We start from the raw sequence: 13,741 nt of genomic DNA, 5'->3' as shown, positions 1-13,741 counted from the left end.
GGATGACCAAACCCAACGAAGATTTTAATCTTCACATAAAATCAAGTAAATAATGAAAATAATTGTGCCAATGGCAGGCCGAGGATCAAGATTGAGGCCTCATACGTTAACGGTTCCAAAACCGTTAATTCCAGTTGCAGGAAAATCTATCGTACACCGTTTAGTAGAAGATATTGCAAAAATATTAAAGGAACCAATTGAAGAAGTTGCTTTTATTTTAGGAGATGAAGCTTTCTTTGGAGATGACGTTGTAGCAAGTTTAGAAGATCTAGCAAAAGGATTAGGAGCAAAAGCTTCAATCTATCGTCAAGATCAGCCACTAGGAACTGGACACGCTATTATGTGTGCCAAAGAATCTCTTTCTGGTCCAGCTGTAATTGCTTATGCAGATACTTTAATTAGAGCAGATTTTGAATTAGATCCAGAAGCAGATGCTGTAATTTGGGTAAAACAGGTAGATCAGCCAGAAGCTTTTGGCGTGGTTAAGCTGAACCAGAATAATGAAATTATAGAATTGGTTGAGAAACCAAAAGAATTTGTTAGCGACTTGGCCGTTATCGGAATTTATTATTTTAAAGAAGTTGGAATCTTAAGAAATGAACTTCAAAATGTTTTAGATAATAATATTCAGAATGGTGGAGAATACCAGATTAACGATGGTATCAAAGCGATGATGGCAAACGGAAAAGTTTTTAAAACTGGAAGCGTTGATGAATGGATGGATTGCGGAAATAAAGATGTTACGGTTGAAACCAATACAAGAATGCTTGGTTTTCTTCACAATGACGGAGAGCATTTAGTAGATTATGGTGTGACTTTAGAAAATTCAACTATTATCCCTCCTTGTTATATTGGAGAAAATGTGGTTTTGAAAAATACGACAATCGGTCCAAATGTTTCGCTTGGAAAAGGATGCCACGTATCAGACAGTACAATCAAAAACAGTTTGATTCAGACTTATTCTCAAATTAAAAATGCCGCTTTAGATAATGCAATGATCGGAAATCATGTGAGTTACGATGGCAAATTTACAAGTATCAGTATTGGAGATTACGCTGTTTTAGAATAAAATAAAAATTAAGAAAGTTTCGTTTTGTTTAAGATGTAATTTTTAGAAATGATTAAAAAAAGAGTTTTCACAATATTGGTTTTTGCTTTATTAGGCACACCATTTTCGGTTTTTGCACAGACAGAACCCGAGGATATTGCTATGGCAACAGACGAATATCAAGACTCATTTTATGAATCATTAAAACAAAAAGGAATTGAAAATTATGATAAAGCTATTGTATCATTGGAGAAATGTATTAAACTTAAACCCAATGATGCAGTTGCTTATTTTGAGTTAGGAAAAAACTATTTTGCGCTGAAAGAATATCAAAATGCACAGACTGCTTTTGAAAAAGCGGCACAGCTTGATCCTAAAAATAAATGGTTCTGGCTCGGAATTTACGATGTAAGTTACGAGACAAAAAACTATCCTTTGGCGATTGAAATTATTCAAAAAATAATTGTTTTTGACGAAGAATATAAAGATGATTTAATTTCGTTATACATGATTACCAATCAGTATGACAAGGCATTAATTGCGATTAATGAAATGAACGATAAGTTCGGAAAATCTTCAGACCGCGAAATTTATAAAGCTCAGATTTTATCTCAAGGAAAATATCAGAATGCTGAAATTGATAATCTAATTCAGCAGATTAAAAAAGATCCGAAAGAAGAATCCAATTATTTGAATCTTATTTTATTGTATTCAAAAAACAATGAAAATGAGAAATCGCTTGAAGTAGCAAAACAGCTGGCAAAAGAAATTCCAAATTCAGAATGGGGACAGGTAAGTTTGTTCAAAACCTACTTAGATGCCAATCAGGCAGATAAAGCTATAAAATCGATGAATGTGATTTTAGCAAGTTCAAAAATCGATTCAAAAATCAAACATAGAACTTTGAATGAATTTTTGATTTATGTAAATAAAAATCCACAGTATGCTGCCGATTTAGAAAAAGCTATTTCTTATTTTGATAACGATAAAGAGGTTGACGTTGCCAAAGAAATTGGAAAATTTTATCATAGCAAGGGACAATTTGAAAATGCGATTAAATATTACGAAAAAGATTTAAAAGCGAATTCAGATACAGATCTTGAAACCAATATGCTATTGTTGGAAGCCTATGCACAAGCAAAACAATACGAGCCAATGACCAAAAGAGCCATGATGCTGATTGAAGTTTATCCGAGTCAGGCTCAATTTTACTATTATGCTGGTTTGGGGAGCAATCAGCAGAAACAATTTAAAAATGCAAAAACCGTCTTAGAAATGGGTCTTGATTATGTAGTGGATGACGTAAAATTAGAATCAAATTTTAATATTCAGTTAGGAGAGGCATACAATGGATTGGGAGATGCAAAGAAAAAAGAGGAATACTTTTTGAAGGCAAATGAATTATTAAAAAAGAAAAATAAAATTTAGATGAAAAAATATATATCAATACTAGTATTGTCTATTGCCGTAATTTCATGCAAATCAAAAGCAGTAGCAGTGCAGGGAAATACAAGCCAGACCATTGTAGAGAAAGAAGACAAAAAAGTAATCGAAAAACATTACAACAATAAGTTAGATTTTTCGACTTTGTATATAAAAGCGAGTGCAAAATACGCTGATGAAAAACAAAGCCAAAATGTTACGGCTGAAATTAGAATCGAAAAAGACAAACAGATTTTAATAAGTGTGCGTTTCTTAGGAATTACAATGGCTAAAGCGTTAATAACTCCTGATGCAGTAAGTTATTATGAGAAAATAAACAGTACTTATTACGAAGGAGATTTTACAAGTTTAAGCAAATGGCTTGGAACAGATTTAGATTATTCTAAAGTTCAAAATCTATTGGTTGGAGAAGCTTTTGACGATTTAAGAAAAGGAAAATATACGCAGACAATCGTAGAAAATCTTTTTAGACTTGACGAAGAAAAAGATGCTAATTTAAAAAAGACTTTTTTCTTAGATGGAGAAAAATATTTAATTCAGAAAGAAGAGATTTCGCAACCGTCTGAAAACAGAACATTGCAAATTGCTTATTCTGACACTAAAACTTTTGATCAGGGAATATTACCGACAAGTATAGAAATCAATGCCGTTCAGCCAAAAGGCAAAACAAGTATTAATTTAAATTACAACAACATTTCATTTAATGAAGAGCTTTCTTTTCCGTATAGTGTTCCAAGCGGTTATAAAAAAGTTACAATTAAGTAAATTTGCAAAAATAAAAACAGAAACATGCCAAAATTTCTCCTAAGTCTAGTTTTAATTTGTGCCACTACATTTGTATGGGCGCAGGATTCTCAGCAAGAAAAACTGGAGCAGCGTAAAGCTCAAATTCAGCAGGAAATCAGAGATAACGAAAAGATGTTGCAATCTGTTCGAAAAAAAGAGAAATCTGCTGTGAACGAATATTTAATCCAAGCGAATAAAATTAAACTTAAAGAGAAATTAATCAATACAACAGCAAAACAAGAAAGGCTGATTAGTAACGACATGTACATTAATCAAGTTCAGGTAAATAAACTTAAAAAAGAATTAAAAGTTCTAAAAGAAGATTATGCTGAGATGATTTTAAAATCGTACAAAAGTCGTTCTGAACAGAGTCGTGCCATGTTCATTTTATCTTCTGAAAGTTTTTTACAAGCTTACAAAAGAGCACAATATCTAAAGCAATATACTGCTTTCAGAAAAAACCAAGGTCTTGAAATTCAGTCAAAAACGGCTCAATTAGTAGAATTTAATGCTAAACTGGACGGGCAAAGACAAGTAAAAAAGAAGATAATTGCTGAAAATCAAAAAGAGAAAGTAACCCTTGAAGCAGAGAAAAAAGAACAGCAGAAATTAGTTAATTCGCTTAAAAAAGATAAAAATAAAATCGCTGCAGATATTAGATCAAAACAAAGTGAAGCAAAAAGAATTGACAAACAAATTGATCGTTTAATTCGTGAAGCCATTGCTGAAGCCAATAGAAAAGCAGCTGCAGAACGAGCAAAAGCAAATCCAGGATCTAGTGAAGCAAAAGCACCGGTTTCTTCTTCAAAAATTGCATTAACGCCAGAAGATAAAATTTTGGCGGCTGACTTTAAAGCAAACAGGGGAAGATTGCCTTGGCCGGTAGAAAAAGGATTTATTTCGCTTGGTTATGGAGATCAGCCACACCCGTTGCATCCATCAATCACTGTTCATAATTCTGGAGTTGAGATTACTACCGAAGATGGCGCAAGCGCTAGAGCAGTATTTGCTGGAGAAGTTTCTAAGGTTATTGTATTATCGCCAGTAAATAAAGCAGTTGTAATTCAGCATGGAGATTACTTTACGGTATATCAAAACTTAAGTTCGGTTTCGGTAAGCCAAGGAGATAAAGTGACAACTAAACAGACTATCGGAAGAGTGAGAACAAGTGGAGATACAGGAAAAACAATCATTAAATTCCTGATTCTACAAAACACATCAAACAATAATCCGGAAGGATGGCTGCAAAGCAGATAAAAATTTAAGGGAGCTTTCAGCTCCCTTTTTTAATCGTATTGTTCTAAGAAGTACCTCACAACATCTGTTGTAGTTACGATACCTTTAAGTTCGCTATTGTCAACAACAGGAAGAGCATGGAAATCTTCTTTTACAAAAATTTCGGCTAAATCTCTTATTATAGTATCAGACGAAACTGTTTTTGGTTTTGAAGTCATTACTTGAGGAACGGTTAACATTTCTAATATGGCTTCATCAGCATTGTCTTGACCTTCAAACAAAGCGCCAAAAGTCAATCGGTTAATATCTGTTCGGCTGATAATTCCAATTACTTCTTTGCCTCTTACAATTGGAATGTGACGAATTGTATTTGCTTTTAATTTTTCGACCACTGTTTTAAGATCATCTTTTTCGTTTGCAGTCACAACAGTTTTTGTCATAATGTGACTAATTGGTTCTCTTTTTTTCATGATAGATTAGTTTTATATTTATATCAAATATGTAAAACAATTCCCTCAAACGCTATGACCTTTATCAGCTTTTAAAAGAATTAAAAGAACATGTAATACGACTAAATTTTAGTATTTTTGCAGTATGGAAACAAATAGACAGAAAAAAATAGGCGGTGTTCTTCAGAAAGATCTGGTTGACATTTTGCAAGGTGAAGTGAGAAAAAACGGAATTACAAACTTGGTAATTTCAGTATCCAAAGTAAGTGTAACTACAGATTTATCTATAGCGACAGTATATTTAAGCATTTTTCCGCAAGAAAAAGCCAAAGAAACTTTAGAAGCCATAAAAACAAATTCAAATTTAATCAAACATGATTTGGCACAGCGTGTACGTTTGCAATTGCGCCGTGTTCCGAATTTGGTATTCTTTATAGATGATTCTCTAGATTATATAGAGAAAATTGACAATGCACTTGCAGGAAAAGAAAACCCAATAGAAAACCGTGATCTTTTAGAAAAGAGAAGAAAGTCATAATTTGAATTTCCCTTTATACATAGCCAAACGTTATATTTTTAGCAGCAGTAAAAACAATGCTATCAATATCATCAACCGTATTGCCAGCATGGGAATCATTGTTGGTACAATGGCTTTGTTTGTTGTTTTATCTGTTTTCAGCGGATTAAAGGTTTTTAGTCTTTCGTTTACAAACGAAATCGATCCTGATTTGAAATTGACAAGTACTTATGGAAAATCATTTTTAATTACACCCGATCAGGAAAAACAAATCAAAGAAATAGAGGGTGTTGCTTCTTACACCAAAATCATAGAAGAGCGTGTTTTGTTTTTATTCAAAGACAAACAGCAAGTTACGTATTTAAAAGGGGTTGACAGTTTATATCCAGTTGTTAACGATATCAAGAAAAAACTTTTTAATGGTCAATGGCTAAAACCGGATAGTTTTCAGGTTGTAATTGGCTATGGTTTGGCTCAAAATTTCTCCATGGGAATTTTAGATTTTGAAAATCCACTTCAAATTTTTGCTCCAAAGCCAGGAAAAGGCGGAATCGAAAATCCCGAAGAGGCTTTCAATAAAACCGATGTTCTACCAGTTGGGATTTACTCCATTAGCGAAGATTTAGATTCAAAATATGTATTTGCAGATTTAGGTTTAGTGCAAGAATTGCTAATGTACAAGCACAATCAAATCTCGGGATTAGAATTTAAATTAAAAGAAAATGCAGATGAAAACGCTGTAAAATCAAAACTTAGTTCTATTTTTAAAAATAAGATCACTTTAAAAAATAGAGCACAGTTAAACGAGTCTTTGTATAAAATGCTCAATACCGAAAACATCGCGGTTTATCTGATTTTTACTCTCGTTATCATTGTAGCACTTTTTAATTTGATTGGTGCATTGATTATGATGATTTTAGAAAAGAAAGGAAATCTTAAAACCCTTTTCAATTTGGGCTCTGACATTGGCGATCTACGCAAAATATTTTTGCTTCAAGGTACTTTATTAAGTGTTTTTGGTGGCTTGATCGGACTTGTTTTAGGTATTATTCTCGTGATATTACAGCAGAAATTTGAACTTATCATGATTACGCCAACCTTGGCCTATCCAGTTGTTTTTACAGTTGAAAATGTTATCATCGTAATGACGACAATTATCTCTTTAGGGTTTATTGCTTCGCTAATTGCAAGCAGCCGAGTGAGTAAAAAATTACTAGATTAATTTCTCCTTTAAAAATATTACTTATATTTACCGCCTTGAAAATCTACAGCATATGATTGTTTCTGCCTAATCCTATTTTATTTTTTAGAATAATTAGGATACTTACGTTTTACTTTTTAGTTCAGATTGAAAATTACATCTGGACCAATTTTATCATTTATCCTAAATAATCATGACAGAAACAACTATAAAGAAAAGCTTCTTTTCTAAAATTTTTACCACTTTAAAACAAGCCTTAAAAGGCGATGATTCATTTGATTATACTTCTGGAAGTATTAAAAAAGCTGTAATTCTATTAGCCATTCCGATGGTTTTGGAAATGATGATGGAATCGGTTTTTGCTTTGGTCGATTTATATTTCGTCGGACATTTGGAACACAGCAGTTTTGCTATTCAGACTGTTGGTTTGACCGAATCGGTATTGACTGTAATTTATTCGCTTGCGATCGGAATGAGCATGGCCGCAACAGCAGTTGTAGCAAGACGTATTGGAGAAAAAGATCCAGTTGCCGCTGCAAAAGCGGGAATGCAAGCCATTATTGTAGCTTTTGCTATTAATAGTGTAATGAGCATTCTCGGAATTATATACGCAAAAGATATTTTGATTTTAATGGGTTCTTCTGTAGAATCTGCCGAACATGGTTTTCGATTTACTCAAATTATGATTGGTTCTAGTTTGTGTATTATGCTTTTGTTCTTAATAAATGGAATTTTTCGCGGAGCTGGAAATGCTGCAATTGCTATGAAAAGTCTTTGGATTGCCAATATTTGCAACATTATTTTATGCCCGATTTTAATTAATGGTTTTGGACCAGTTCCTGCTTTCGGACTGGTTGGCGCTGCTCTGGCAACAACAATTGGAAGAAGCATCGGGGTTTTATACCAAGTCTATCATTTGTTTTTTGGCAATAGCATTTTAAAAATCAAAATACCATATTTCGCTCCAGATTTTACACAGATAAAAGCTTTAATAAAAATTGCTGCACCTGGAATTTTACAATTTGTAATTGCTTCTTGCAGCTGGATTTTCTTAGCTCAGTTAGTCGCAACAACTGGTGGAGACCACGGTTCTGCGGGATACCAGACTGCTTTGAGAATTATGATGTTTTTTATTCTTCCTGCGTGGGGATTGAGCAATGCCGCCGCAACTTTGGTTGGTCAAAATCTAGGGGCGAAACAAATTGAGCGTGCCGAAAAATCCGTTTATGCAACCGCAAGATATAATGTAATTTTCATGGCTTCGATTATGATTATTACTTTGGTTTTTGGACAATATATTATTTCGTTTTTCACGAATGATCAGCAGGTCAAAACCATTGCGATTGAAGCTTTGCAGATTATGAGCATAGGATTTATTTTCTACGGAATTGGAATGGTTTTAATCAATACTTTTAATGGAGCAGGAGATACCTGGACACCAACAGGAATTAACTTCTTCGGGTTTTGGCTATTTCAAATTCCGCTGGCTTTTGTTTTAGCGAAGCATTTCAATATGGGACCAACAGGAGTTTTTATTGCCATTCCTGTTGCAGAAACCGCAATTACTTTAACTGGAATTGTTTTCTATAAAAGAGGAAAGTGGAAGAGGGTACAAGTATAACAAAAGAAAAAGACCTTCAATTTTGAAGGTCTTTTTTTGTATCAATATTTTTTGTCAAAGTTAATTTGCGTATTTTTTGTCATTTCGACGAAGGAGAAATCTCCATAAGAAGCTCGACAAAGATTTAAACTTTTGTTATGAGATTTTTAAACAAATTCATATCCTGCATAAACTTCCTCGATTTCTTTCATAATAGCGAATAAATCTTCAGGAGCATCTGTGGTAACTAGTTTTTGTTTGAATTCTTTAAACGAATGAATTCCTTTGAAATAATTAGTATAATGACGACGCATTTCTACAATTCCTAAGCGTTCGCCTTTCCATTCCATAGACCATTTTAAATGATTTCTTGCCGCTTCAACACGATCAATAACCGTTGGAGCAGGTAAGTGTTCCCCTGTTTTGAAATAGTGTTTTATCTCATTAAAAATCCACGGATAGCCAATGGCTGCACGGCCGATCATGATACCGTCAATTCCGTATTCGTTTTTATATTGTAATGCTTTTTCTGGGCTGTCGATATCGCCATTTCCGAAAATTGGCATTGTAATTCTTGGGTTGTTTTTGACACGCGCAATATGTGACCAGTCAGAATGGCCTTTATACATTTGAGCACGGGTTCTAGCGTGAATTGTTAAGGCTTGAACACCAATGTCTTGAAGTCTTTCTGCAACTTCATCAATGTTGATAGAGTTTTCATCCCAGCCTAAACGTGTTTTTACTGTAACAGGCAAATCAGTTCCTTTGATAACCGCTTTTGTCAAACGAACCATCAAATCAACATCTTTTAAGACTCCTGCACCTGCGCCACGGCAAACGACTTTTTTTACTGGACATCCAAAATTGATATCCACTAAATCTGGTTTTACAGTTGAAACGATTTTAGATGACATTTCCATTGCTTCTTCATCACCACCAAAAATCTGAATTCCGACAGGGCGTTCGTAATCAAAAATATCCAGCTTCATGCGGCTTTTTATAGCGTCACGAATTAATCCTTCCGATGAAATAAATTCAGAGTACATCATGTCTGCTCCGTGTGTTTTGCATAACCTGCGAAACGGCGGATCGCTAACATCTTCCATCGGTGCTAGTAATAAAGGAAATTCGGGTAATTCTATGTTGCCAATCTTGACCATCTTCGTAATTTTTTGCAAAATTACAACATTTAGTTCAATTTGTGCCAAATTGAGGTTAAAGGTGCAGATTAACAAAGGATAAAGGTTTTACTTGTAAATATACTTTTACAATATTTTGATTTGTAACATAGGATTTATCTTAAATTATTATATATTTGGTTTAACACTAACAAACCCCCAATACCATTTAATCCTATGAAAAATTTTAAATTATTGATGATGTCATTTGTCGTTTTGACATTTTTTTCCTGTTCTGAGGAAACCATTAAACAAGAAGCAGAAGTTGTTTCAACCGTAAAAAGCAGCACAACTACACAAAAAATTTTAGCCGAAGATTGTAGTACACCTACTCTAATTGGTGCTGCAGATGATACTTACAACTGCTTTGGACTCGCTTTTTCTTTAAGTGAAACAGGAGTGAAAAAAACAATGGACAATGCGGAAATATATGCGGCATATATTGATTCAGGAATATTTAAAGAAGATTACAGTAATAAAGCAACCAAGGTTCTATACTGGAATGAACTTGCTGGTTATAATGCGAAAGATTATAGAGCTGTAGATCACGCTGCCATTATTACAGATAGTGGAAATACAACTGTTTATTCTAAACAAGGGTTAACAGGTCTTTATAGAAATTGTATTGGATATTATTATCTGAATACTGCAAAAAGTTATTATAGGACTTATGCTTTAAATGTAGATTTAAATACTCCAGCCACTGCTCCCGTAAGAGGACAGACTTTTACAGTTTCACTTCAACACTTTGCAGCTGAATTAGAAATACAATATATTTGGACTTATAATACAGCAAATTTAGAGTTAGTATCAAACAATGGTAGCAGTATTACTCTTAAAGTGAAAGACAATGCAGTAGCAGGTAGCTATACTGTTGGTTTAAGTGCTACACATCAAAGAAATGTAATAATAAATAATACATCATTTCCAAAAACGGTTACTAGTTCATATAATTTTACTTTAGCATCAAACACTCCGCCATCTCCTGCAGCAAGCTTTACGGGTTCTACTTATGTAACAAAAACATCAATGGGTTCTTGGACTGCAACGGTTAGTGGAGGAACAGCGCCATATCAACTTACATGGTGGCTTAAGCGTCAACAAGATCCAGATTCATTTTATTTGCAAGTTGGAACAGGTTCTGCTTTATATTTATTGACAAAAACATCAATTAAATCTATTTATTATAATTTATATTTAAGAGTAATTGATGCAAATGGCCAGTCATTTTCAACGCAGCCGATGGTAGTCCAATCAACAGGTGTATTAGAAGAAGCTTTATAATAGAAAAGCCTAGTTTAAAACTAGGCTTTTTTTATCTCCTAAACAGAAGTTTTTCTGTAATCAAAAAAACGAATTGGTTTTCTGCTCATTGGATTAAAAACTAACGGATTTAAAACTTCTTTTGAAGCAAATTCTATTTTTGGCGTAACTCTTAATTTGGCTCTAAAATGATCTTTTATTTCCTGTAAAAATTCTGGGGTTTGATTTTTAACGGCAATTTTAATTAGGATTTCATCGGTACCTAAATCGTTTGTAGAGATTTCAATCAAATGATTTTCGATATTGTCAAAACTGCTCAAAACATCGTTCATCGCTGGCGGATACAATGTTGTTCCTTTATATTTAATCATTTGTTTTTTGCGACCAACAACTGGTCCAACGCGTAAAGTATTTCTGCCACAAGCGCAAGGCTCGTCATGAAACTGAACCATATCGCCTGTTTTGAAACGCAGTAAAGGCATCGCCTCAATTCCTAAAGTAGTAAAAGTAAGTTCTCCAGTTTCTCCATTTTTTACAGGCTGATTATTTTCGTCTAAAACTTCTACAATGATCAATTCTGGATGATGATGTCCGCCTTTTCCATGTTCGCATTCTGTAAAAGCAGTACTCATTTCAGTAGAGGCATAAGTCGAAAACAACTTAATATTCCATTTATCTGTAATTTTTTTGGATAAAATATTCATTGAAAAATCCTGTTCTCTCAAAGATTCTCCAATGCAGATGGCACCTTTTATGCTCGAATTGTTATAATCGATTCCGTGCATTTCGGCGTATTCAATTAATTTCAAAAGAAAAGAGGGAACTGTAATCAGATAACTCGGATTGTATTTTAAAATCGAATCCCATTGCATTTCTGGAATTCCGGCTCCAACACGAATTACGCCAACTTTCAGTTTTCTTAAACCTAGAAAATAAGCCAAGCCAGCCATAAATTTCCTGTCGATTGTAGTCATTAATTGCACCACATCGCCTTCTGCAATTCCGGCACAGGCAAAAGAAATCGCTTCATTATAAGCCAAACGATCCAAATCAGAATCGGTTAGGCCAAAAGTAACAGGATCTCCTAAAGTTCCCGATGTTGAGGCGTAATCGATAATTTTATGCTGCGGAACACACAAAAAATCATCATTATATTGCTGTAAATCTTCTTTGGTGGTAACAGGTAAATGCTGTAAATCTTCCAGCGTTTTTACTTTCGAAATATCAATATTCTGTCCTGCAAAAAGTCTTTTATAAAAAGGAGAATTTTCGCCGATATAAGCTAAAAGTTCGGCTAATTTTTTTTCTTGAAAAATTTTAATCTCTTCTAAAGAATCTTTTTCTATTGCTGGAATCATTGTACTTTTCTTTTGACTTTTTTTAAATATTTTTCAATCTCTTCTTTTTGCGGAACTGTAGTGATTTCGTGGCTTAAAGCTTTTTCAAAATTAAGCTTTGCCTGAAGAAATTCCTTTTTTTGGTAAAAGTACAATCCTACCTTATAATATACAACCCAATAATTAGGGTTTAGTGCTTGATAATCTTCAAGAAATTCTGGAGAAACAGTTTCTTTCTTTTTTAAAATCGAGTCCATTTTATGATCTTCTATTTTGAATTCTTTAAAATTCTGAAAGGCAGTTGTTTCTAAGAAAGGATCTTTGGCAATGTTTAAATTTTCCTTTTGAAAAGATTTTACTGTATTTCTGTTTTCTCCAAAAATCTCATTTAAATCATAACAGACAAACTCGCCCAATTGATAGGGATTTGCAGAAACCCAAACCAACTTTTCTTTTGGTTTAAATATAATTCCGTGATGCGCCAGCAGTTGGTTCAAGGCTTTTTCATTTCCATATCCTAAAGAAATGTCCTTTAAGCCTTCTTTGTTTCGAAGAATTTCCGAAGCAATTTCAGGATTTACTTTGGGATTTTCAGATAGCAATTCCTGCATTCTTTCGTAACGGTATTTAGAATGGCTGTTGGCAATTTGTTCCAGATTTCTTTTATCTTCTTTAAAAGCTTCGCCTTGAAAATGATTGGAACAAATTAATTGATCGCTGTTTGGAACATCATAAACGTCCATTTTATTTGGAGAAACTTCAATTAAAATCGCTTTGTTGTCATTGGCACTTCCGACCATAATCGATTCAGAGACAAATACTTTTCTTTTTTTTGCGATTGCAACAGCCTCGTCTAAATTTTTAGCATGCTGTAAAATTTCGCGAGTTAAGATGGAAATTGGCGTTTTCGCGCTAAGCGGAATTTTAGATTTCGAAGCGTTTATCGTTACGGTCAACCCTTCATAATTCATTCCAGAAACGGCGCCAATCATTCCGGGCCAAGTGACCATCATAAACGGATAACCTTCTTCTGGTTTTATAAAGGCCACGATTTTATTTTCCGCGAAAGCGTCATTGACATAAAAATCAAAATTTCGAGCAAGAATTAAATTTCCATCTTCCGATTTTTCATTCCAAGCAGCAAAAGAAGAACAGCCAACCAAAGCTAAATCCTGTAAAGCGTGCCCAATATCGTGCGCTGCATGCAGATACAAACTGCGCTGATATTGAGGTGCGATATTATCAAAATCATTCGAAGTATATTGCGAAACGCCATAAATCTCCGTTTGATATTCGTCGGGAACATTCAAATACAATTTTCGATTGTACCATTTCAGAAACTGGCGAAGCAGTTTTTGCTGAAATTTTGAAGGTATCAAATCGGTAATTTTAGAGAAAAAAATGCGTTGCTGTTTGTGCAAAAGCGAATCAGTCAAAGCACCAGTAGAAAGTCCAATTTCGAGAGGATCACCTTCTACATATAATTCCCAAAGACCTTGTTTATTTTTTAAAAGCGAATTTTTTCCAGAAAGAAAAATACTGTCAGATAATTTGTTTACAACAGGTTTTGTATTGTTGAAAGCGGTAATATCAGGCGTATGTTTTTTTGATTTTGAAGTACCGCAGGAAGTCAGCAAACTAAAAAAACCGACGAAGAAAATATATAGGATGCGGTTTTTCATA

Annotated in this window: 12 protein-coding genes; 8 read left to right on the top strand and 4 right to left on the bottom strand. The window is 33.9% G+C overall.

Features of this window, described 5'->3' with window-relative positions; all coding sequences use genetic code 11:
- Window positions 1-52: 52 nt before the first annotated feature.
- From BLP44_RS02820 to BLP44_RS02805, 4 genes are read left to right on the top strand one after another with little or no spacing between them, the layout of a single operon-like run.
- Entirely contained in the window at window positions 53-1,069 is a 1,017-nt protein-coding gene (locus BLP44_RS02820; protein WP_091129097.1) for a sugar phosphate nucleotidyltransferase, read from the top strand.
- Window positions 1,070-1,117: 48 nt separating this feature from the next.
- Window positions 1,118-2,476 (top strand): tetratricopeptide repeat protein, encoded by a 1,359-nt coding sequence (locus tag BLP44_RS02815; RefSeq protein WP_091129093.1) that lies wholly within the window; start codon window positions 1,118-1,120, stop codon window positions 2,474-2,476.
- Window positions 2,477-3,256: a lipoprotein insertase outer membrane protein LolB1 gene (locus BLP44_RS02810; protein ID WP_008465848.1), complete on the top strand. Its 780-nt coding sequence runs from the start codon at window positions 2,477-2,479 to the stop codon at window positions 3,254-3,256.
- 24 nt (window positions 3,257-3,280) lie between these two features.
- Window positions 3,281-4,534, top strand: a complete 1,254-nt coding sequence (locus tag BLP44_RS02805) for a murein hydrolase activator EnvC family protein (protein ID WP_091129092.1) — start codon at window positions 3,281-3,283, stop codon at window positions 4,532-4,534.
- A 29-nt stretch (window positions 4,535-4,563) separates the two neighbouring features.
- Here the strand turns inward: BLP44_RS02805 and BLP44_RS02800 are convergent, their stop codons facing one another.
- A complete protein-coding gene (locus tag BLP44_RS02800; protein ID WP_008465851.1) occupies window positions 4,564-4,983 on the bottom strand; it encodes a CBS domain-containing protein in 420 nt (139 codons plus the stop codon).
- Window positions 4,984-5,107: 124 nt separating this feature from the next.
- On the opposite strand from BLP44_RS02800, the gene rbfA reads away from it, so the two are divergent.
- The 3 genes from rbfA (at window position 5,108) to BLP44_RS02785 (ending at window position 8,301) form a co-directional block, all read left to right on the top strand.
- Entirely contained in the window at window positions 5,108-5,500 is a 393-nt protein-coding gene (gene rbfA / locus BLP44_RS02795; protein ID WP_008465852.1) for a 30S ribosome-binding factor RbfA, read from the top strand.
- 1 nt (window position 5,501) lies between these two features.
- Entirely contained in the window at window positions 5,502-6,701 is a 1,200-nt protein-coding gene (locus BLP44_RS02790) for an ABC transporter permease (protein WP_091129089.1), read from the top strand.
- Window positions 6,702-6,873: 172 nt separating this feature from the next.
- The gene (locus BLP44_RS02785; RefSeq protein WP_091129085.1) at window positions 6,874-8,301 is read left to right on the top strand and encodes an MATE family efflux transporter; all 1,428 of its coding nucleotides are present in this window, start codon (window positions 6,874-6,876) and stop codon (window positions 8,299-8,301) included.
- 146 nt (window positions 8,302-8,447) lie between these two features.
- Here the strand turns inward: BLP44_RS02785 and dusB are convergent, their stop codons facing one another.
- A complete protein-coding gene (gene dusB, locus BLP44_RS02780) occupies window positions 8,448-9,440 on the bottom strand; it encodes a tRNA dihydrouridine synthase DusB (RefSeq protein WP_066035118.1) in 993 nt (330 codons plus the stop codon).
- A gap of 219 nt (window positions 9,441-9,659) precedes the next feature.
- Between dusB and BLP44_RS02775 the strand changes: the two genes are divergently transcribed.
- Window positions 9,660-10,742, top strand: coding sequence for a hypothetical protein (locus BLP44_RS02775; protein WP_139159163.1), 1,083 nt, complete (start codon window positions 9,660-9,662; stop codon window positions 10,740-10,742).
- Window positions 10,743-10,780: 38 nt separating this feature from the next.
- On the opposite strand, the gene BLP44_RS02770 is transcribed toward BLP44_RS02775, so the two are convergent.
- Together BLP44_RS02770 and BLP44_RS02765 are read right to left on the bottom strand one after the other, a co-directional pair.
- Entirely contained in the window at window positions 10,781-12,079 is a 1,299-nt protein-coding gene (locus tag BLP44_RS02770; protein WP_091129074.1) for a flexirubin biosynthesis putative acyl-CoA ligase FlxY, read from the bottom strand.
- A complete protein-coding gene (locus tag BLP44_RS02765; RefSeq protein ID WP_091129067.1) occupies window positions 12,076-13,740 on the bottom strand; it encodes a C45 family autoproteolytic acyltransferase/hydrolase in 1,665 nt (554 codons plus the stop codon). The genes BLP44_RS02770 and BLP44_RS02765 overlap by 4 nt, the downstream gene beginning before the upstream one ends.
- Window position 13,741 lies beyond the last annotated feature (1 nt).

The sequence above is a fragment of the Flavobacterium anhuiense genome (assembly GCF_900101855.1).
Taxonomy (GTDB): Bacteria; Bacteroidota; Bacteroidia; order Flavobacteriales; family Flavobacteriaceae; genus Flavobacterium; species Flavobacterium anhuiense.
Note: the sequence above shows the minus strand (reverse complement) of the source record. Positions and strands in the feature narration are given on the sequence as shown.